This window comes from uncultured Aquimonas sp. (assembly GCF_937888285.1).
Lineage (GTDB): Bacteria > Pseudomonadota > Gammaproteobacteria > Xanthomonadales > Xanthomonadaceae > Aquimonas.
The window spans coordinates 1-20,681 of sequence record NZ_CALART010000065.1; the positions used below are offsets into that span (position 1 = coordinate 1).

The window sequence follows — 20,681 nt, forward strand, 5'->3', positions numbered from 1 at the left end:
AATCCCGAATCCCGAATCCCGAATCCCGAATCCCGAATCCCGAATCCCGAATCCCGACACCGCCCGCTTGATTCTGATCAGCGCGGCGAGCGTACCGGCGGCGCAGGCTGTGCTCGGCTTCCCGACTGCGATGCGCCCATGTCCGCCGATTCCGCAACTGCCCGCCAGCTGCTGCCGCTGCTCGACCTGACCTGTCTCGACGAGGACGCTACGCCGGCGCAGATCGCCGCCCTGTGTGCCCGCGCCGATGGTCCGCACGGACGCGTGGCGGCCGTCTGCGTGTATCCCGAGCACGTCCAGCACGCGCGCTCGCTGCTGCCGGAATCGATCGCGGTGGCGACGGTGGTGAACTTTCCCGAGGGCGGCGAGGATCCGCTGCGGGTGGCGCGCGAAATCCGTCGCGCGCGCGCCGTCGGCGCGCAGGAGATCGACGCCGTGCTGCCCTGGCAGGCTCTGCTGCAGGGGCGCGAGGCTCCGGCGCTGGCGATGCTGCGCGCAGCCCGCGAGGCCAGCGGCGGCGCGCTGCTGAAGATCATCCTCGAAAGCGGCGAGTTGTCCGCGCCCGATCGCATCGTGCTGGCCAGCGAGCTGGCGCTCGAAGCCGGCGCCGATTTCCTCAAGACCAGCACGGGCAAGGCCACGGTCGGCGCCACCCTGCAGGCGGCGCAGCTGATGCTCGGCGCCATCCGCAGCCGGGGATCAGCCGCGGGCTTCAAGGCCGCAGGCGGCATCCGCAGCATCGAGCAGGCGGCCGCCTACCGCGACCTGGTCGCGCGCGAGCTCGGTGACGCGGCCCGCAGCCCGGCGCGGCTGCGCATCGGTGCCAGCGCGCTGCTCGACCGGATCGAGGCCGCGCTCGGCGACTCGCACGCCGCCAAGGCCGATGGCTACTGAGAGCCTGTGAAAAACCATCCGCCTACTGCGGCTGCCGCTGGACGCCCGTGGCGGTGGCGCGCTCCGCGAATTCCGCGGTCGTCTGGCTCGCCAAACGTCCTCGAATTCTCATGCCGCGCCTTGCCACGAACGCCCAGCGACGCCCTCGCGACGACGTCTGGACGTTTCACACGCTCTGAGCCCCTGCCATGAGCTCGAACCTGCTCCGCTTCGATCTGCTGCTGGCCGCCAAGCGCGCTGGCCGCAGCCTGCTGGCCTGTGAACTTTCCGGGCTGGCCCGCGGCCTGGCCGATGGCAGCCTCGATGATGCGCAGGCCGGTGCATTGGCGATGGCGATCTGCCTGCGCGGGCTGTCCGCGCGCGAGACCGTGGATTTGACGGCCGCCATGCGCGATTCCGGCCGCGTGCTGCACTGGCCTTCGCTGGGCGTCGAGGCGCCGGTGCTGGACAAGCATTCCACCGGTGGCGTCGGCGACTGCCTGAGCCTGGTGCTGGCGCCCGCGTTGGCGGCCTGCGGCGCGGCGGTGCCGATGGTGTCGGGCCGAGGCCTGGGCCACACCGGAGGCACGCTCGACAAGCTCGAAGCTCTGCCGGGACTCAGCACCGAGCTTGATCTGGACGCGCTTGTCGCCTGCGTGCGCCGTCATGGTCTCGCGATCGTCAGCGCGTCGAACGAAATCGCGCCGGCCGATCGCCGCCTGTATGCGATCCGCGACCGCACCGGCACGGTCGACTCCCTGCCCCTCATCGTCAGCTCGATCCTGTCGAAGAAGCTCGCCGCCGGGGTGCAGCATCTGCTGCTGGATCTGAAGCTCGGTTCGGGTGCGCTGATGCGCGAGCGCGGCGAGGGCGAGGCCCTGGCGCGGCTGCTGGCGGCGACCGCCTCGGCGCTGGGCCTGGGCTGCGAGCTGGCCTTCACCGACATGGATCAGCCGCTGGCGAATGCCGCCGGCAACGCGCTGGAGCTGGATGCCGCGGCGCGCGTACTGCGCGGCGAGGACACGCGCTCGCGGCTGTATCGCCTGAACCTGTCGCTGTGCGCGCGACTTCTCCTGCAGGGTGGCCTCTGCGCCGACCTTGCGCAGGCGCAGGCCCGAGTGCACTGGGCGCTGTGCAGCGGTGCAGCCGCGCAGCGCTTCGAAGCGATGGTGCGGGCCATGGGCGGCCCGGCCGATGCGCTGTCGGCACCGCAGCGCTGGCGCGAGCAGGCACCCTGCATCGGTGAGCTCTGCGCCGCCGAGGATGGCGTGCTGGCCGGCATCGACACCCGCGTGCTTGGCGAGGCTTGCCTGCAGCTGGGGGCCGGCCGCGGGCGTGCGGATGCCCGCATCGATCCGAGGGTTGGCTTGTCCGACATCCTCGAGGTGGGCGTGCGCGTGCGCCGCGGCGAGCCCCTGCTGCGCATTCACGCGCATTCGGTCGACGCCCTGCAGGCCGCGCGCGCGCAGTTGGGCCCGGCCCTGCAGATCAGCGATCGCGTCCCGGAACCGCGACCCCTGCTGCAGGGCTGGCTGGGCGGGCAGCCTCCGAGCCCGCCCGAGCGCATGCCCTGCGCCGCGCAGAGCGCCTGTGTCGACTGCGGCGAGCTCGGCTGCGGCGGCCCGCGAGCGCTGCTCGCAGCGCGAGCGCAGCAGCAGTGTCGGGCCGAAGGGCTGTGCACATGAGCGCGCCGCGCGTCCGCCGCGCCGTGGTGGTGGTGCTGGATTCGCTGGGCATCGGCGCCCTGCCGGATGCCAAGGGCTTCGGCGATGCCGGCAGCGACACGCTCGGCCATATCGCGGCCGCGTGCGCCGCAGGCGAAGCCGACAGCGCGCGCCGCGCCGGCCTGCCCGAGTGGCTGCAGCGTAGCGGGCCGCTGCGGGTGCCGAATCTTGAGGCGCTCGGCCTGGGTCGCGCCGCACGGCTGGCGACGGGTCGTCTGCCGACCGGTTTCGATGAGACCGCGCCCATGAGGGGCGCCTGGGCCGCGGCGCGCGAGCGCTCGCCCGGCAAGGACACGGTCACCGGCCACTGGGAGCTGATGGGCCTGCCGCTGCAGCGCGAGTGGGGCTACTTCACCGCGCCGGTCGACAGCTTTCCGCCCGCGCTGCTCGATGCGCTGGTCGCCGAATGCGGCCTGCCCGGCTGGCTGGGCAACTGCCACGCGTCGGGCACCGAGATCCTGAAGCGCCTCGGCGAGGCGCACCTCGCCAGCGGCAAGCCGATCGTCTACACCTCGGCCGACTCGGTGCTGCAGATCGCGGCGCATGAGCAGCACTTCGGCCTGCAGCACCTGTACGCGCTGTGCGAGGCCGCGCGGCGTCGCGTCGATGCCTGGAACATCGGCCGGGTGATCGCGCGCCCGTTTGTCGGTGACAGCGCCGGGAATTTCCGTCGCACCGGCAACCGTCACGACTACGCGGTGCCGCCGCCGGGTCCGACCCTGCTCGACGTGCTGCAGCAGAACGGGCTGGCCACGGTCGGCGTCGGCAAGATCGGCGACCTGTTCGCCCATCGCGGGCTGGACGAGGAGATCCACGCCAGCGGTCTCGACGGCCAGATCGATGCGACGCTCGCCGCGATCGACGCGCTCGAACGCCCCGGCCTGCTGTTCGCCAACTTGGTCGACTTCGACAGCGAGTACGGGCACCGCCGCGACGTGGCCGGCTATGCCGCGGCGCTGGAGCGCTTCGACGCGCGCCTGCCCGAGCTGCGCGCGCGGCTCGACTCCGACGACCTGCTGGTGCTGACCGCCGACCACGGCAACGATCCGACCTGGCGCGGCAGCGACCACACCCGCGAGCACGTGCCGATGCTGGTGTCGGGCGCCCGCATCGCGCCCGTCAGCCTCGGTCTGCGCGACAGCTTCGCCGACCTCGCCCAGGGCCTGGCCTCGGCCTTCGGGCTGGCGCCGCTCGCCGCCGGGCGTGACCTGTTCGAGTAGCGGCCGGTGCCCAACCTTCCGATCTGTCGCTGGAGCCTTCGATGAGTACCCCCCACTTGGGCGCCGAACCCGGCGCCTTCGCCGACACCGTGCTGCTGCCGGGCGACCCGCTGCGCGCGCGCCATATCGCCGAGCAGTTCCTTGATGGCGCGGTCGAGGTCAACCGCGTGCGTGGCATGCTCGGCTACACCGGCAGTTATCGCGGCCGGCCCATCAGCGTGCTCGGCAGCGGCATGGGCATGCCGTCGTGCCTGATCTATGCCACCGAGCTGATCCGCGCGTACGGCGTGCGTCGCCTGCTGCGGCTGGGTACGGCCGGCAGCCTGCAGCGTGATCTGAAGCTCGGCGAGCTGGTGCTGGCGACCGCGGCGAGCACCGATTCCAGCCTCAACCGCCGCCGCTTCGACGGCATGGACTACGCCCCGCCGGCGGGCTTCGCGCTGTGCCGGCGCATCGCCGAGGTGGCGGAGCCGAACGGCGCGACGCTGCGCGCCGGCGGCGTGTTCTCCACCGACCGCTTCTACAGCGATGACCCGGCTCTGCTGCCGCTGCTGGAGCGCATGGGCCTGCTGGCGGTCGAGATGGAAGCCGCGGCGCTGTTCGGCATCGCCGTCGAGCACGGCGTCGAGGCCGGCTGTCTGCTCACCATCAGCGACGAACTGCACAGCGGCCAGCGTTTCTCCGCCAGCCAGCGCGAGGAGGGCCTGGCGCTGGCGACGCGGATTGCGCTCGACGCGCTTGCTTAGGGTGGGCCCCGGCTCTGGAGAGCCGGGATTCGGGATTCGGGATTCGCAGAAGCGCGGTGATTGCGCACCCCAGCGGGCCTCTCGCGTGCATAGGGTGGGCCCTGGCCCACCATGGGCTTGACCCTTGCCTCTGTTCTTCGACGCAGCCCCCACGGAACCTGCTAGGCCTAATCGGCGTGGGCTTGGGTGTCGTGGCGAGATCGATGGCCACGGTGGGCCAGGGCCCACCCTATGCGGGATTTCGCGTGTCGCCACGCCCCGCCTACCGCGCGAATCCACATCGCCTGCGCGCCCGGGCTGCTCTGATGCGCGCATGCCCATCGACCCGCCCTCCGCTTCCGAGCTGTTTCCGCCCACCCGCACCGAGGGCTTGCGCCGGCTGCAGGCTTTCCTGCCGCGCGCCGGTGCCCGCTACGCCGCCGAGCGCAACCATGACCTTGGCCTGCAGAACCGCGGCAATGTCTCGATGCTCTCGCCGTACCTGCGCCATCGCCTGCTCACCGAGGCCGAGGTGGTGCGCGCGGTGCTGGCGCGGCATGGCCATGCGGCGGCGGAGAAGTTCGTGCAGGAAGTGCTCTGGCGCACCTACTGGAAGGGCTGGCTGGAGCTGCGGCCCGAGGCCTGGCGCCGCTATCGCGCCGAACTCGCGCGCGAGCGTGCCGCGAGCGCGGCCAATGCCGGCCGCGCGCATGCGCTGGCCCAGGCCGAGCGCGGCGCCACCGGCATCGAGGGCTTCGACGACTGGGCGCACGAACTGGTCGACACCGGCTACCTGCACAACCACGCGCGCATGTGGTTCGCCTCGATCTGGATCTTCACCCTGCGCCTGCCGTGGACGCTGGGCGCCGACTTCTTCGCCCGCCATCTGCTGGATGCCGACCCTGCATCCAACACCCTGGGCTGGCGCTGGGTGGCCGGCCTGCAGACGCCGGGCAAGACCTATGCGGCCAGCGCCGACAACATCGCCCGCTACAGCGGCGGGCGCTTCCGTCCGCAGGGCCTGGCCAGCGTCTGCGAGGCGCTCAGCGAACCGCCGCTGCCGCGTGCGCAATCACTGCCCGCGCGTGCGCCGCTCGATCCCGCCACGCCCTGCCTGCTGCTGGTCCACGGCGAGGATCTCGACCCGCACAGTCTGCTGCCGCAAGGACTGCGTCCGCGCCATGTGCTGATTGTCGAAGGCGTCGGCGCGGCCGGGCCCGGGACGCCCAGCGACGGCCGCGACTGGCCCTGGGGCGACAAGGCCCGCGCCTTCGTGCACGGCGCCTGCCTCGATCTGGAAGCGCGGCTGGTGGCGGACGGGCAGGCGGTGACGCGGCTGTCGAACCTCGACGCAGCAAGCATCGCGGCGATTGCGGGCGATGTCAGCGCAGGCGCGGTGGTGACGGCGGAAGCGCCCATCGGCCCGGTGTCCGATGCGCTCGATGCGCTGGAGTCGGCGCTGGGCACGCGCGGCCTGCGCCTGCAGCGCCTGCGCCGCGACTGGGACAGCCGCTTCTGGCCGCGCGCCACGCGCGGCTTCTTCGCCTTCCGCGAGCACATCGCCGACGAGCTGCGTGCGCTCGGGATGCCCGGGCTGTGAGCACGCCCGCGCTCACGGTCTGGTACGACGGCGCCTGTCCGCTGTGCCGGCGCGAGATCGCGCTGATGCAGCGGCTCGACTGGCGTTGGCGCGTGGCCTTCGTGAACCTCAGCGACGCCGCGCCGGAGGCTTGCCCGCTCGATCCTGCCGAGCTGCTGGCGCGCATGCACGCCAGCGATGGCCAGCGCCTGTACGACGGCGCGGCGGCGTTTGCGGCGCTGTGGCGGCAGCTGCCCCTGCTGTGGCCGCTGGGCCAGCTCGCGCGTGTGCCCCTCGTGCTGCGCGTGCTCGAACGTGCCTACGTCCGCTTCCTGCGCTGGCGACCGCGCCTGCAGCGCTGGTTCGGCGGCTGACCAAAGATCCGGAAAGCACGGTCCCTGCGCGGACCTATCCCGGCACCCGCAGCGCCCGCCCCGAAGCGCCGTGCGCCAGCCGCGGCAGCACGCCCTCGTGTTCCAGCAGCCAGCGCTTGCGCTCCAGCCCCGCGGCATAGCCGGTGAGGGCGCCGTTTGCGCCGACCACGCGGTGGCAGGGCAGCACCAGCAGCAGCGGATTCGCGCCGACCGCAGCACCGATCGCGCGCGCGCTGCCGGCGCGGCCGATGCGTTCGGCCAGCTCAGCGTAGCTGCAGGTGCAGCCGGCGGGAATGGCGCGCAGCGCGGCCCAGACCTGCTGCTGCAGCGGGCTGCCCTGCGGATCGACCTCGAGCGCATCCAGGGCCTGCAGATCCCCGGCGAAATAGCGGCGCAGCGCCGCCACGGCGGGGGATTCCGCGGAGGCCGGCGGCGCCGCCGTGAGCGCCGCGCGCCGCGTGCCCTTCAGGCGATCGAGCGTGTCCATCCAGTCGACCACGGCCAGGCGTCTGTCCGAGGTGCTGAAGACCAGCAGCTTGCCCAGCGGTGTGGCCAGGTGTTCGCGAACAAGGGATGTCATGCCGCGCATTGTGGCGGCCCGCGACGGCCGCGTCAGCCGGGATCGTCCCTGCGCCGGGCTTTGCGGCGCGCCAGTGGGCACAGCTCTTGCCTGCCGCAGGGCGGGCTCCGCCGCCATGCCTGCGTCCATCGCAGGGGCGTGCGCCAGCTCCGAATCCCTTGCCCTGCAGCGATCCCCTCCATGAAGCGAATCCTCTTCCTCTGCTCCGACAACAGCGTGCTCAGCCCGATGGCGCATGCGCTGGCGCGCCTGTATGCCGACGAGGGCACCCTGACCTACAGCGCCGGCCTGCGCGGCGCGGAGCGCTTCGAATACCGGCTGCTGCCGATGCTGGGTGAGCTGGGGCTGGCACCGCGCCTGCCGGCGCCGCAGTCGCTGGCCGATCACGCCGACCTCGGCTTCGACTGCTGCGTGCTGCTCGGGCCGGCCGAGCTGCGCGCGCCGGGGCTGAACGTCGACGTGCACTGGGTGCTGCCGGAGCCCGCGGGCCTCGATGACGCCGCCTATCGGCACCTGCGCGATCGGCTGGCCGAGCGCGTGCGGACCCTGATGAACCTGTTCGAGACCGAACTCGACTGATCGACACCGGACGCCGTCGCGGCGCCGACCCACGCACAGAGCAGACCATGGCCACCGTCGAGATCACTCCCTTCCTGCGGCTGATGGCCGAGCACCACGCCTCCGACCTGTTCTTCTCGGTCGGCGCGCCGCCCAGCATCAAGATCCAGGGCGTGACCCGTCACGTCGGCGACAAGCTGCTGACGGCCGAGGCCCTGCATGACCTCGCCTACGCGTCGATGAACGACAAGCAGCAGCGCGAGTTCGAAGCCACGCTGGAGATGAACCTGGCGATCGCGCTGCCCGGCACCGGTCGTTTCCGCCTGTCGATCTACCGCCAGCGCGGCAGCATCGCGGTGGCGGTGCGCTACATCACCAGCCAGATCCCCTCGCTGGAGCAGCTCAACCTGCCGCCGGTGCTGAACGAGCTGATCCTGCTGCCGCGCGGGCTGATCCTGGTGGTGGGCGCGACCGGCTCGGGCAAGTCCTCGACGCTGGCGGCGATGATCGACCACCGCAACCGCACGCGCACCGGCCACATCCTCACCGTCGAGGATCCCATCGAATTCCTGCACGAGCACAAGCAGTCGGTGGTCGACCAGCGCGAGATCGGCATCGACACCCTCAGCTATGCCGCGGCGCTGAAGAACGCGATGCGGCAGGCGCCGGAGGTGATCATGATCGGCGAGATCCGCGACCGCGAGACCATGGCGGCGGCGATCTCCTATGCCGAGACCGGCCACCTCTGCCTGTCGACGCTGCACGCCAACAATGCCAACCAGACGCTCGATCGCGTCATCAATTTCTTTCCCGAGACCGCTCGCCACCAGCTGCTGATCGATCTCTCGCTGAACCTGAAGGCGGTCATCAGCCAGCGCCTGATCCGTGCAGTGGATGGCACCCGGGTGCCGGCGGTCGAGATCCTGATGTCGAGCCCCTACATCGCCGACCTGATCGAGAAGGGCGAGATCGCCAGCATCAAGGAGGCGATGAAGGCCTCGAAGGAAAATGGCATGCAGACCTTCGACGGCGCCCTCTACGACCTCTATGCCGGCGGCCGCATCAGCTACGAGCAGGCCATCGAGCACGCCGACTCGCGCACCGACCTGGCCCTGCGCATCCGCCTGGAGGGCGGGCCGACCAGCCATGAGCTCGACGGCATGAGCATCGCCGGCCTCGATCCGCGGCGCTGAGGCCGATGAACGCCCGGGGCATCGGAAACCGAGGCCCTCGCGGCCTTGTCGCGAGTAGCGGCGGGCAGGCTGTTGAAAGACAGCCTGCTAGTCCGGCCTGGGATGGCCGGGACGACGAAGCTAGCGCGTGAGCGATTGTCTTGTCGTGAGGCGGTACGGACCGGCGCCGGACCGCCGACTTCAAGAACTCCCCGGAAGGGACTCTTTCCACAAGCTGCTAGCGCAGCGGCTGTGGCTCCGGCGAGGTAGTCGCCGAACCCTCCAGCATGTTCGCGGCGACCCAGCCGTACAGGCGGGTCCAGGCGCTGCGCACATCGGCGCGCAGCGGCTGGTCGCCGCAGGCGTCGAGGGTGTCGATCAGGGCCTGGCCGACCACCGCGTAGTGCGCGGCTTCGGCGCCGTACTGGCGATGGCGCTGGCCGAGCTGGCGCAGCAGCGGCGCCACTTCCTCGCCGCGGTCGAGGCTGCGCACCAGCAGGGTCAGGGCCTGCACCAGCTTCTGCTGCTGCGGTTCCAGCGCGGCGGGAAACAGCGCGCGTGCCTCCGGCAGAAGCTCGAACAGGCGCGCATAGAAGCGCGCGCCGAACTGGCCCGGATCCGCCAGCACCCGGGTCAGACCGAGCCTGAGCAGGGTGGGCGCTGCGTGCGGCAGGCAGGTCTCGGACACGGTCGCGTCGGCGGACGCTTCGGACAACGGGGCAGGGTCGGCGTGCATCGGTGGGGTCCAGTGGGGATGTCCCTGCAGCAACGCCGGATCGCGGGGCAGGCGGACATCGCGGCTCGAGTGCGGGCTACACTCGCGCCGCCCCGATACCGTTCTGCCCGACCATGACCGAGCCCGCGCTGACCCAGCTGCTGCACTCCGCCGGCCGCGGCGATGCCGAGGCGCAGAGGCGGCTGTTCGACGTCGCCTACGAGGAGTTGAAACGGATCGCCCGCGGCACTCTGCGCCGCGCCGGCGGCGAGCGCAGCATCAACCCCACGACCCTGGTCCACGAGGCCTACATGAAGATCGCCCGTGGGGTCGGCGGGCTGAACGACAGCACCCACTTCTACAGCCTGTTCGCGCGCGCCATGCGGCAGGTGCTGCTGGACCTCGTGCGCAGCGACGGCACGGTCAAGCATGGCGCCGGCCAGCAGCGGGTCGAACTCACCGAGCGCCTGCCGGGCGAGGGCGGTTCACTGGATGAACTGCTGCAGATCGACCGCGCCCTGCAGCAGCTGGAAGCGGTCGATCCGGATCTCGCCCAGCTGGTCGAGTGGCATTTCTTCGGCGGGCTGTCCTTCGTCGAGATCGCCGCCGCGCGCGGCGTCAATGAGCGCACCGTGCGGCGCCACTGGGACATGGCCCGCGCCCTGCTGCTGCAGGCGATCGACGGCGCCGCGGGCTAGCCCCCGATGCCGGCGGAGGCGTCCCTGCTTCAGCGCTGGCACCAGCTGAAGCCGCTGTTCGAGCAGGCGCTGGAGCTGGAGCCGCCGGCGCGCGAGGCCATGCTGCTCGGGCTGCAGCGCAGCGCGCCGCAGCTGCATGCCGACCTCTGTGCCCTGCTGGCGCGCCACCGCGACGACGGCGGGCTGACGCAGCCGGCGGCGGAGCGCGCAGCCGAGCTGTTCGAGGCGAGCCAGGCCAGCGCCGACACCACCCGGAGGGGCCCGCAGCACCCTCTCGGCCGGCGCATCGGTCCGTTCGAACTGGTGCGGCACCTGGGCAGCGGCGGCATGGGCGCGGTCTACCTGGCCGAGCGCGTCAGCGGCGGCTTCCGCCAGCGCGTGGCGATCAAGCTGATCGGCGGTCTGCATCCGGGCCTGGCCGAGCGCTTCGCCCAGGAGCGGCAGATCCTCGCCAACCTCAAGCATCCGAACATCCCGCCGCTGCTCGACGGCGGCGAGACCGAGGACGGCATGCCCTGGTTCGCCGCCGAATACGTCGAGGGCGAGACCCTGGTCGATTACGCGGAGCGCCGCGAGGCCTCGCTGGATACCCGCATCGACCTGCTGCTGCGCGTGGCAGAGGCCCTGGCCTATGCGCACCGGCAGCGCGTGGTCCATCGCGACATCAAGCCCGGCAACATCCTGGTCACCGCCGAGGGCGCGGTGAAGCTGCTGGACTTCGGCATCGCCAAGCTGCTCGACGAGGACGGGGCTGGCGGCCTGACCCGGCAGGCGCTGGGGCCGATGACGCCGGAGTACGCGGCGCCGGAGCAGTTCCGCGGCGAACCGCTGGGCCCGGCCACCGACATCTACCAGTTCGGCGTGCTGGCGTTCCGGCTGCTGACCGGGCGCCTGCCCTATGCGGCGAGCCCGCAGGATCCGCTGGCGTTCGCGCGCGCGGTCTGCGAGACCCCCGCCGGGCTGCTGCCCGAGCCCGACCAGCTGGAGCCGGACACTGACGTGCGCCGCCAGCGGCGCATGCAGCTTCGCCTGCTGCGGGCGCTGCTGGCGCGCTGCCTGGCCAAGCCTCCGGAGCAGCGCTGGCCCGACATGGAGGCGCTGATCGCCGCGCTGGAGTCGGCGCGCGGCCTCACGCGTGCCGGTGCGCGCACGCCGCATGCGCCGGCGGCGCTGCCGTCCTTGGGCGGGCCGATCCGGCGGCGCTGGCGGGCGCTGGGGGTGCTGGCGCTTGTCCTGGCAATTGCCGCCGCGTGGCTGCCGCGCGGCGCGCCGTGGGCGCAGGACCCGTGGGTGCAGTCGCCGGCGCTGTACGCGATGGGCCTGGCGCCCGAGCACCTGCACGTGGCGCGCGAGGACAGCGCGGACGCGATCCTGCGCGCGCTGCGCGCGGAAGCCGAGGGCGATCTCGACCGCAGCCTGGCCCTGCTGGAGAGCGTGCACGCCGTGGATCTGTCGACGCCGGTGCCGGCCCTGCTGCTGGGCTACTGGAGCTCGGTGCGCAGCGACGCGGCGACGGTGCGCGCCTGGCTGCAGGCGGCACGTCTGCGGCTCGATGCCATCGACGATCCCTACCTGCACCTGCTGCTGCGCTTCGTCGAAGCCGAAGTGGCGAATGAACACGAGGCCTCGCTGCGCTATGCCGGCGCCCTGCTCGACGCCAGGCCCGAGGCCTGGTACTTCCGGCTGGCGCGCGCGCACAACTTCAACGGTCGCGGCCTGCGCGTCGCCGCCCTGCGTGAGCTGCAGGGCATCGCGGTGGCGCAGGTTGACCACCGCAAGCTGGTGGATGCCATCGCCGATCGCGCCTCGCTGGGCGATCTCGACGGCGCGCGCGCCGCGGCGGCGGCCCTGGATTCGACGATCGCGGTGCCCGAGCGCGAAATGCTGAGGGCGCGGCTGGCCTACAGCGCCGGCGACTTGCGCGCCTCGCGCAGTGAATTTTCCATTGCCCTGGAGCAGGCGCGCGCGATCGGGCACCTCGCGATCGAGGCACGCGCCCTGCTGTATCTCGGCGTCGTCGAAGGCAGCCTGGGTGAGACGGCCGACGCCGAGCAGCACCTGCGCCAGGCCCAGCAGCGACTGCAGGTGCGAGGGCAGTTCAACTTCGCTGTCGATTCCGCGCTGGCCCTGGCCCAGCTGGCGGCGGACGCAGGCGACGACGCTGCCGTCGCCGAACACATCGCGCAGGCGCGCGCGCTGCGCCAGCAGCAGCGCGGCAGCCCGCGCGACCCGATTGTCGATCTGTTCGCCGCGCGCCTGCTCGACGAGACGCCCGTCGTCGATCCGGCCTATCCGCCGGTCGTGCAGAGCCTGCTGCGTGCACGCGCCGCGCTGCGCCGCGCGGATCTGCAAACTGCGCGGGAGGCGCTCGACGAGGCGCGTGCGCTCGAAGTCGAAACCGGGGTCTGGCTGGAGGAGTACAGCCTGCTGGCGCGCGACGCCGGGCTGGCAATGCCGGCCCTGCCGCCGATCGATCCGCCGTTCCAGCCCTACGCACGCTTCGCTTCGCGTTGGGCGCTGGACGCGGGCGCCAGCGTGGTGCCGGCCGCGCGCTGAGCTACTGCCAGCGGCCGCCGCCGACAACGAACACAAGCACGGCGAAGCCCACCAGCAGGGTCGGCAGGGCGAGCAGGGCCAGCACCGCCACGGCCAGCCAGGTCTGTCCGCGCAGGCGCAGCGCAAGGCCCGCCGCCGGGATGCCAAAGCAGACCAGCAGCGCGATCGCCCAGTCATCGGCATTGCCGAAGGACACCGAGCCGTCGATCAGCCCGATCGCGAAGAACAGCCCGGCGCTGCCCGCCGCCAGCAGGCAGACCAGCAGGCAGACCAGCAGGCACAGGCCGAACACCCAGGTGGCGGCGGTGCTGGCCGGTGGCCAGCGCAGCAGCGAGCGCTCGTTCTGCTGCCGAGCATCCACGGGTGAGGTCGGCGCGTTCACTGCGGCCGCTCCGCCAGCAGCTCGCCGAGCCAGCTGCCGTCGGCGTAGCGCAGGTCCTGCACGCGCCAGCGGCCGTCCTCCTGCAGCAGTCGATAGACGAGCCTGCGCTCGCCATAGGCATCGGCGAAGCGCACCGGCACCTCCGTGTGCAGGCCTTCGAGCCGTGCTGCGCCCACCGCGAAGCGGCTCGGCGGTTCCTGGCTGTCGGTCAGCGGATCGCCGTTGATGGGCGGCACCTCGTCGGCCGGCCAGGGGGCCGCAACATAGGCTTCGAGTGCCAGCCACAGGCCGCCAGACAGCGCTTCGCGCAGCGCTGACCACGCATCGATGCTGAAGCCGCGGTTGCCGGCGAAGTGTCGTTCCAGCAGCGCCTGCACGGCCGCCTCCGGCGCAGCGGCTGCGGCCAGCGCGCCAGCGGCGCGGCTCAGGCCGTACACGCGTCCGTCCAGCGCGAACAGCAGGGTGTCGGCGTCGGCGGCATGGAAGTCCCAGCTGCCGCTGCCGCAGTCGATGCGCAGGCCGGGCCGCGCGCCGGCCGCCAAGCCCAGCGCCAGCGCCTGCGTCTGCGGCGCATCGAGTTGGCCCTGGAACAGACCCTCCGGCGGCGTCATCAAGGCCTCGCTGCGGCCCCGCGTGCAGGCCAGCGGGGCCGGGCCGTCGATGCCGTCGGCACGCAGGCGCAGGCGCGCGCCCACCGGCAGCGCAGACGTTGACGCCTGGGCGTCGGCGAGCCAGGGCGCGGGCTGGGTGAGAAACACGCGCCATTCGCCCAGCCAGTCCTCGGCGCAGCGCGCCAGCGGGCAGTGCAGGCCGAACAGCAGGAGGCCGATCAGGGCGAGGGCGAGCGGGTGGTCTTTGCACATGGGCGGGGCCTGCGGTGACGGATGGAAGGAGCGCGCTGCACGGACATCGTGTCTTCGGTCGTGGGCAGGAGAGGGAAACGCCGAGGCGCTTGCGATGCGGACATCGCTGCACTCGCCAGCTGCGCGTCTGGCCGGAACGGCGGCGCGCGAGTGCTGCACGGGCGCTGTCCGGATGCGGCGGCGAACGCGTTTCTCCCGGACAAGCCCAACGGAGATCCGCCCATGCCCCTGTCGATCCGCTTCCCCCATGTTCTTGCTGCCGTCCTGTGTGCTTCGATCCTGCTGTACACCGGCGCGCGCGCCGAGGCGGCCACCTTCTGTGTCGGCAGCTCAAGTCAGCTGCAGTCCGCCCTGACCGCGGCCGGCAGCAACGGCGAGGCGGACGAGATCCGCATCCTGGTCAGCATTGGTGCGCCGGTTGCCGCGGCCGGCGCGGCCGCAACCTATGCGCTGAGCATCACCGATGGCCGCGATGTGCAAATCTCCGGCGGCTGGAACAATGCCGGCTGTACCGCATTCACGCCGAAGAGCTGGCAGACCCAGTTGGTGCCACTCGGCAATCGCACGGTGCTGAACGTGACTACCGCTGCTGGCCAGAGCCCCCGCCCAAAACTGCGTCTGCGCCGCTTCATGCTCAGTACCCTCGGTCTGCCGCGCACGGGTGTGAGTGCCTGCGCCGCCGAGATCAGCGGAGGCATGGATGTCGACATCGATTCACTGATGGTGCGTGACGTCAACTGCAGCGGTTCCGGCCTCATGTTCGCGCTGGCTTCGGGCGAGCTGCGCATCGTCAACAGCGTGTTCGCCGATAACGAGCTTGGCGGCCCCTTGATCAACGGCTACATGTTCAGCGGGCAGCGTGCCGGTTCGGTGCTGCTGGGCAACAACACCCTCGTCTACAACCGCATCAATGCCGGCACCAATCTCGAGCGACTTCTGCTTCGGGAAGACGCGGTCGCCAGCGTCGAGAACAACCTGATCTGGGGCAACGAGATCCCCGCGCCGGCGCCTGGCGTTTCCCCGCGACCGATGGACCTGAGTCTGTACGCCGCGCCCGGCAGCTTCCGCAACAACCGACTGCAGCCCGACTTCTTCGTTGGAGCGTTCGCCGGCTCCGGCATCGACAACAGCAGCGGAGATCCCCGCGTCATCGAGTCCGGCATCCATCTCGTCCCGCGCGCCGACTCGCCACTGCGCAACGGCGGCGCGCTGCTGAGCAGCTGGATGCCGAGCTCCTTCGACGCGCAGGGCGAGCCGCGGCAGCAGGAAGGGCGGCTGGATATCGGCGCCTACGAATACCAGCCGCCGCTGTTCGCGAACGGCTTCGAGTAAAGCCGTCGCCGGGTAGACGGACACAGGCGTCGCGACAGACCGCGCGCTTCGCAGGATGCACACGCGGCCGCGGGCAACCTGCACAAATGTCAATGAATACTCTCCGCCCCCTGCCGCTGCTGGCTGGCCTGGCTTTGTGCCTCGGCCTGGCCGCCTGTTCGGACTCGTCTCCCGCGCCGGCCACGCGCGCGCAGACCGCTGGCGATGGCGCGGCCGCGGAGGAGCGCGGCAAGCCGGTGCGCGCCTACACCCTGGCGCCGCGCACGCTGGGCCGCAGCGTGCTGGTGGCCGGCACGGTCGAGCCGCTGCGCAGCATCCAGCTCGCTGCGCGCACCGACGGCGTGGTCGCCGAGGTCGAGGTCGAGGCCGGCGACCGCGTGCGTGCCGGTCAGCTGCTGGCGCGCATCGACGTCAGCGAGCAGCAGGCCGAGCTGGCCCGCGCCGAAGCCTCGCTGCGCGAGGCGCGCGCCAACTTCGAGCGGCTGGACGCGCTGCGCGACCGCAGCTTCGTCGACGCCGCCAGCGTGCTCAGCGCGCGCTCGGCGTTGGAAGTCGCGCAGAGTGAGGTCGAGCTGTGGCGCACCCGCGTGCAGTTCGGCCGCATCGAGGCCAGCATCGACGGCTACGTCATCGCCCGCATGATCGAGCCGGGCGCCGCCGTGGGCCGCCTCGCCCCCGCGTTCGAACTGGCCGATCTTGACCAGCTGGTGCTGCGGGTCGGCGTGTCCGAGCTCGATGCCGCGCGCATCGCGCCGGGCGCCGACGTCGAAGTCGCGGTCGATGCGCTCGGCGGCGAGAACGTCGAGGCCCGCGTGCGTCGCGTGTTCCCGGCGGCCGACCCCAGCAGCCGCCTGGTCACGGTCGAGCTGGAGTTGCCGCAGGCGCATGCGCTCGGCGTGCGCCCTGGCTTTCTGGCGCGCGCGCGCTTCGCCATCGAGGCGCGCAGCGATGTGCTGGCGGTGCCTGTCGGGGCGGTGGGCCTGGGCGAGCAGAGCTTCGTGATGGTGATCGACGCCGAGGGCCGGCTGGCGCGCCGCGAGGTCGAAACCGGCGTGGTGCGCGGCGAGTGGCGTGAGATCACCGCCGGGCTGGAAGCCGGCGAACAGATCGTCGCCACCAGCCCGCTGGAGCTCGCCGCCGGCGACCGCGTGCGCGTGGTCGAGACGGTGGGAGGCGGCGCGTGAGCGGGCCCGGCTCGATCCGCGACAAGGCCGCGCGCCGCTACCGCGGTCTGACCCATGCGGCCATTCGGCGGCCGATCGGTACCGCTGCGATCACCAGCGTGGTGCTGGTGCTGGGCCTGTTCTTCGTCGGTCGCCTGCCGGTCGACCTGCTGCCCGAGGTGGTCTATCCGCTGATCCGCGTCGACGTGTCCTATCCGGGCGTGGCGCCCGAGGTGATCGAGGAGCAGGTCACCCGGCCGATCGAGCGCCAGCTGGCCTCGACCGAAGGCCTGACCCTGATGGCCAGCGAGGCGGAAGAGGGCAGCACCGATATCAGCCTGCTGTTCCGCTATGGCACCGACCTCGACCTCGCCCTGCAGAACGCCGCGCGCCTGCTGGAGCGCGCCCGCGGGCAGCTGCCGGACGACATCGAACCGCCGCGCCTGTCGAAGTTCGATCCGGGCGCACAGGCCGTGTTCGAGGCCGGCTTCTCTTCGCAGCGACGCAGCTCGCGTGAGGTGCGCGACTGGCTGGACAACCGCCTGGCGCCGCAGCTGCAGTCGATCCCCGGCGTGTCCGGCGTGCTCAGCGTCGGCGGGCAGGAGCGTGAGCTCGAAGTGGTGGTCGACCAGCAGCGCCTGCGCGCGTATGGCCTGAGCCTGGCCGATGTGTCGGCCCAGCTCGCCGCCGAGAACCAGAACGTCTCCGCCGGCAACATCACCAGCAGCAGCCTCGACGTGCGCGCGCGCACCGAAGGCCGCTTCAAGTCGGCCGCCGACATCGCCGCGGTGCTGCTGCAGATTCCCGGCAGCGATCGCCGCATCCGCCTCGATGAAGTTGCCGAGGTGCGCGACGGCTACCGCGAGCAGCGCGTGTTCGTGCGCCTGAACGGCGAGTCGGCCACCCAGCTCTCGGTGTTCAAGCAGCCCGACGCCAATACGGTGCAGGTGGTGGGTGAGGTGCAGGCGCGGCTGGACTCGCTGCGCGCCTCGGGCTTCATTCCCGAGGACATCGTCTTCAGCACCACCCGCGACGGCGCCTTCTTCGTGCGTGGCTCGGTCGAGTCGGTGGCCTCCGCTGCGGTGCTGGGCGGCGTGCTGGCCATGCTGGTGGTGCTGTTCTTCCTCGGCAGCGTGCGCGGCAGCGTGGTGATCGGGCTGTCCATCCCGCTGGCACTGATGGCCACCTTCGCCCTGATGGGCGGCGCCGGGCTGAGTCTCAACGTCATGAGCCTGGGCGGCTTGGCGCTCGGCGTCGGCCTGCTGCTGGACAACGCCATCGTCATGCTGGAGAACATCGAGCGCCACCGCAGCCAGCTGCGCGAAGATCCGCAGCAGGCCGCGCACGCCGGCGCCGACGAGGTGATCTCGGCAGTGACTGCCGGCACTCTCACCAACCTCGCCGCGGTGCTGCCCTTCCTGCTGATCACCGGGCTCGCGACCCTGGTGTTCCGCGAGCTGCTGGTGACCATCTCGTTCGCGGTCATCGCCTCGCTGGCGGTGGCGCTGACCCTGGTGCCCATGCTCGCGGCACAGATGGCCAAGCTGCGCTTCTCTTCGGGCTTCGACCGCAGCCTGCCGTACCGCGCCTTCAGCCGGATGCTGCGGTCGGTGACCGACGGCTATCGCGGCCTGCTGCGCGCGCTGCTGCCGCGCCGCGGCTGGGTGCTGCTGTTTGCGTTCGCCAGCGTGCTTGCTGTCCTGCCCCTGGGCTCGCGGCTGGGCAACGAGTTCCTGCCCCAGCTCGACGACGGCAGCCTCAATGTGCGTCTGGCGCTGCCGGCGGGCACCACGCCCGAGCAGACCGACCGAGCCACCCGTGAGGTCGAGGCTGCGATCCGCGCGCTGCCGCATGTGCGCAGCGTGTTCACCGTGTCCGGCGGCAACGTCTGGGGCGGCACGGTGTCCGAGCGCGCTGGCCGCGGCTGGCTGTCGATCCAGCTGGAGGACGCCAGCCAGCGACCCGAGTGGCCGGTCGGCCGCTGGGCCCGCGAGGCGCAGCGCCAGGTCAGCGCGCTCGACATCGCCGGCGCCGACATCGCGGTGCGCACCAGCGGTATCCGCGGGCTGAATTTCGGGCTTTCCGGCAACGATATGGAGCTGAAGGTGCTGGGCGAGGACCTCGCCACCCTGCAGCGCCTGGCCCGCGAGATCATCCGCGCGATCGAGGACATCCCCGGCCTCGAAGCCGTCGAGATGGACGACGAGGACCGCACCCCGGCCCTGCAGATCGAAGTCGATCGCGAGCGCGCCGCCGCGCTGGGTCTCGACGTGCGCGCGGTCGCCCAGGCCCTGCGCCAGGCCGTGACCGGCACCGTTCCTACCCGCTACAGCACCGGCGTCAACGAGTACGACGTGCGCGTGCGCATGCCGCGCGAGGAAGTCGAGAACCTCGACCGGCTCGGCGAAGTGATCGTCGCCAATGGAGCCAACGGGCCGATCCAGGCGCGCCAGGTCGCGAGCTTCACGCTGGGCGAAGGCCCGGCCGAGATCGGCCGCGAGAACCAGCTGCGCATCCAGCGCATCGTCGGCAGCTTCAACACCAGCGCCAGCGATGTCGGCACGATCATGGCAGAAGTGCAGCGGCGGCTGGCGGGCATCGACATGCCCGAGCAGTACGGCGTGGCCCTGGGCGGGCAGTTCGAGACCCTGGCCGAGACCGAGCGCGAGATGAACACGGTGATCCTGCTGGCCGTGTTCCTGGTGCTGGTGGTGCTGATCGTGCAGTACGAGCAGCTGACCAACCCGCTGGTGATCATGACCGCAGCACCCCTGGCGCTGTGCGGCGCGCTGGTGGCGCTGTGGGTGTCCGATACGCCGCTGTCGGCACCGGTGTTCCTGGGCGCGGTGCTGCTGATCGGCATCGTGGTGAACAATGCCATCCTGCTGGTCGAGTACATCGAGCAGGGCCGCGCGCGCGGCATGGCCGACATGGACGCGGTGATCGAGGCCGGCGCGGTGCGCCTGCGGCCGATCCTGATGACCACGCTCACCACCGTGGTCGGCATGCTGCCGCTGGCGATCGGCCTGGATGCCGGCGGCGCGCTGATGCAGCCGCTGGCGGTCGCGGTGGTTGGCGGTCTGCTGTCGTCGATGCTGCTGACCCTGGTGCTGGTGCCCTGCCTGTACCTGGTGGCACAGCCGGCGGCGCGCTCGGTCATCGACTTCCTCACCCGGCGGCGTGCGCAGCCGGCGGCCTCGGGCGCTTGAGGGATTCCCAGCACGGCCTTGTGGTGGGTCGGTACTGGTGAAGAGATCCCGGTTCGTCAGCGGGTGCCGCTTGTAGGAGCCTGCTTGCAGGCGACCGCAGCCTGTCCTTTGCCTCACGGGCTGCGCTTCGCCCAGGGCCACGGGTCGCGAGCCCGCTCGCTCCTACAAACAGCCGGTTGTCACAGGGGCAGTGGCAACAGTAGAGACGGGGTGTGCTGCGTCCCGAGCGAAAAGAAGGGCCGTCCCTGGCCCGGGCAGGCGGCGGCCGGGAGACCGTCGCAGCCCCAAGGACCTCGTTTACATCTCGTGCTGGGCGAGCGTTTCCAGCGGCGCGGGCGGGCCCATGTGCAGGGCGTCGGCGGCGCTGACCGACGTGCTGGCGACCGGCGTCTCGATCTCGGGCTCGCGCGGCGGCGTGCCGCGCTGGTAGGCGATGCGTGCCGTGCCGCCGTTGCAGCTGCCGACGATGCGGCCGACGTCGGTGGCCTCGGGCTCGACGATCTGCAGCTGGTAATGGCGCACGCCGTTGGCCTCGATGCGCGCGGCGATCTCGGACTTGAGCTCTTCGCAGTCCTTGCGTGCCGTCTGCGCGTGGGCCGGTGTGGTCAGCAGCCCGAGCGCGCTCAGCGCGAGGCTGGAGTGGAGGAGGGCGAGGGCAAGGCTGCGCTTCATGGCGGGCTCGTATCCGGTGGGCGACGCGGGCTGCGTCGGAACACAGGCTGCGCGCGCCAGCGGGCCGCGGCGGGGAGCGCTTGTGGCGGAATGCGGGCAGTCTCGGCGCGCGAGGCCTGCGCCTCGACCTCGAACGGCGCCCCGATCGCCGCATAGGGTGGGCCCCGGCCCACCATGGCCCCGAACCTCGCCCCGGTCCCCGCATAGGGTGGGCCCCGGCCCACCATGGCCTCGAACCTCGCCCCGGTCCCCGCATGGGGTGGGCCCTGGCCCACCATGGCCTCGA

General features: G+C 71.7%; 18 protein-coding genes. 13 read left to right on the top strand and 5 right to left on the bottom strand.

Annotated elements, in window-relative coordinates:
- Nucleotides 1–138: 138 nt before the first annotated feature.
- From deoC to Q0654_RS13090, 6 genes are all read left to right on the top strand, one after another.
- Nucleotides 139–894, top strand: a complete 756-nt coding sequence (gene deoC, locus Q0654_RS13065; RefSeq protein ID WP_298854478.1) for a deoxyribose-phosphate aldolase — start codon at nucleotides 139–141, stop codon at nucleotides 892–894.
- Between the two features lie 188 nt (nucleotides 895–1,082).
- Nucleotides 1,083–2,558 carry a thymidine phosphorylase gene (locus tag Q0654_RS13070; RefSeq protein WP_298854480.1) on the top strand — a complete coding sequence of 492 codons (1,476 nt, stop codon included), beginning with the start codon at nucleotides 1,083–1,085 and terminating at the stop codon, nucleotides 2,556–2,558.
- Nucleotides 2,555–3,817, top strand: a complete 1,263-nt coding sequence (locus Q0654_RS13075) for a phosphopentomutase (RefSeq protein ID WP_298854482.1) — start codon at nucleotides 2,555–2,557, stop codon at nucleotides 3,815–3,817. The genes Q0654_RS13070 and Q0654_RS13075 overlap by 4 nt, the downstream gene beginning before the upstream one ends.
- Before the next feature lie 41 nt (nucleotides 3,818–3,858).
- Complete coding sequence (gene deoD, locus Q0654_RS13080) at nucleotides 3,859–4,563, top strand: purine-nucleoside phosphorylase (protein WP_298854484.1); 705 nt, start codon at nucleotides 3,859–3,861, stop codon at nucleotides 4,561–4,563.
- 313 nt (nucleotides 4,564–4,876) lie between these two features.
- Nucleotides 4,877–6,142: an FAD-binding domain-containing protein gene (locus tag Q0654_RS13085; RefSeq protein ID WP_298854487.1), complete on the top strand. Its 1,266-nt coding sequence runs from the start codon at nucleotides 4,877–4,879 to the stop codon at nucleotides 6,140–6,142.
- A complete protein-coding gene (locus Q0654_RS13090) occupies nucleotides 6,139–6,495 on the top strand; it encodes a DUF393 domain-containing protein (RefSeq protein WP_298854489.1) in 357 nt (118 codons plus the stop codon). The genes Q0654_RS13085 and Q0654_RS13090 overlap by 4 nt, the downstream gene beginning before the upstream one ends.
- Before the next feature lie 34 nt (nucleotides 6,496–6,529).
- Here the strand turns inward: Q0654_RS13090 and Q0654_RS13095 are convergent, their stop codons facing one another.
- Nucleotides 6,530–7,075, bottom strand: coding sequence for a methylated-DNA--[protein]-cysteine S-methyltransferase (locus tag Q0654_RS13095; protein ID WP_298854491.1), 546 nt, complete (start codon nucleotides 7,073–7,075; stop codon nucleotides 6,530–6,532).
- Nucleotides 7,076–7,255: 180 nt separating this feature from the next.
- On the opposite strand from Q0654_RS13095, the gene Q0654_RS13100 reads away from it, so the two are divergent.
- Together Q0654_RS13100 and Q0654_RS13105 are read left to right on the top strand one after the other, a co-directional pair.
- Nucleotides 7,256–7,654: a hypothetical protein gene (locus tag Q0654_RS13100; RefSeq protein ID WP_298854493.1), complete on the top strand. Its 399-nt coding sequence runs from the start codon at nucleotides 7,256–7,258 to the stop codon at nucleotides 7,652–7,654.
- Between the two features lie 47 nt (nucleotides 7,655–7,701).
- Complete coding sequence (locus Q0654_RS13105) at nucleotides 7,702–8,826, top strand: PilT/PilU family type 4a pilus ATPase (RefSeq protein ID WP_298854495.1); 1,125 nt, start codon at nucleotides 7,702–7,704, stop codon at nucleotides 8,824–8,826.
- 217 nt (nucleotides 8,827–9,043) lie between these two features.
- On the opposite strand, the gene Q0654_RS13110 is transcribed toward Q0654_RS13105, so the two are convergent.
- Nucleotides 9,044–9,541, bottom strand: coding sequence for a globin domain-containing protein (locus Q0654_RS13110; protein ID WP_298854497.1), 498 nt, complete (start codon nucleotides 9,539–9,541; stop codon nucleotides 9,044–9,046).
- A gap of 113 nt (nucleotides 9,542–9,654) precedes the next feature.
- Between Q0654_RS13110 and Q0654_RS13115 the strand changes: the two genes are divergently transcribed.
- Both Q0654_RS13115 and Q0654_RS13120 read left to right on the top strand, forming a co-directional pair.
- A complete protein-coding gene (locus Q0654_RS13115) occupies nucleotides 9,655–10,218 on the top strand; it encodes an ECF-type sigma factor (protein ID WP_298854499.1) in 564 nt (187 codons plus the stop codon).
- A 6-nt stretch (nucleotides 10,219–10,224) separates the two neighbouring features.
- Entirely contained in the window at nucleotides 10,225–12,774 is a 2,550-nt protein-coding gene (locus Q0654_RS13120; RefSeq protein WP_298854501.1) for a serine/threonine-protein kinase, read from the top strand.
- Nucleotide 12,775: 1 nt separating this feature from the next.
- Here Q0654_RS13120 and Q0654_RS13125 read toward each other — a convergent pair whose 3' ends face one another.
- Both Q0654_RS13125 and Q0654_RS13130 read right to left on the bottom strand, forming a co-directional pair.
- Complete coding sequence (locus Q0654_RS13125; RefSeq protein WP_298854503.1) at nucleotides 12,776–13,156, bottom strand: hypothetical protein; 381 nt, start codon at nucleotides 13,154–13,156, stop codon at nucleotides 12,776–12,778.
- Entirely contained in the window at nucleotides 13,153–14,019 is an 867-nt protein-coding gene (locus tag Q0654_RS13130) for a hypothetical protein (RefSeq protein WP_298854505.1), read from the bottom strand. The genes Q0654_RS13125 and Q0654_RS13130 overlap by 4 nt, the downstream gene beginning before the upstream one ends.
- 222 nt (nucleotides 14,020–14,241) lie before the next feature.
- Between Q0654_RS13130 and Q0654_RS13135 the strand changes: the two genes are divergently transcribed.
- The 3 genes from Q0654_RS13135 (at nucleotide 14,242) to Q0654_RS13145 (ending at nucleotide 19,723) form a co-directional block, all read left to right on the top strand.
- The gene (locus Q0654_RS13135; RefSeq protein ID WP_298854507.1) at nucleotides 14,242–15,351 is read left to right on the top strand and encodes a choice-of-anchor Q domain-containing protein; all 1,110 of its coding nucleotides are present in this window, start codon (nucleotides 14,242–14,244) and stop codon (nucleotides 15,349–15,351) included.
- A gap of 92 nt (nucleotides 15,352–15,443) precedes the next feature.
- Nucleotides 15,444–16,535: an efflux RND transporter periplasmic adaptor subunit gene (locus Q0654_RS13140; RefSeq protein ID WP_298854509.1), complete on the top strand. Its 1,092-nt coding sequence runs from the start codon at nucleotides 15,444–15,446 to the stop codon at nucleotides 16,533–16,535.
- Nucleotides 16,532–19,723 carry an efflux RND transporter permease subunit gene (locus Q0654_RS13145; RefSeq protein ID WP_298854511.1) on the top strand — a complete coding sequence of 1,064 codons (3,192 nt, stop codon included), beginning with the start codon at nucleotides 16,532–16,534 and terminating at the stop codon, nucleotides 19,721–19,723. The genes Q0654_RS13140 and Q0654_RS13145 overlap by 4 nt, the downstream gene beginning before the upstream one ends.
- 297 nt (nucleotides 19,724–20,020) lie before the next feature.
- Here Q0654_RS13145 and Q0654_RS13150 read toward each other — a convergent pair whose 3' ends face one another.
- Nucleotides 20,021–20,395, bottom strand: a complete 375-nt coding sequence (locus Q0654_RS13150) for a DUF1161 domain-containing protein (RefSeq protein WP_298854513.1) — start codon at nucleotides 20,393–20,395, stop codon at nucleotides 20,021–20,023.
- Nucleotides 20,396–20,681 lie beyond the last annotated feature (286 nt).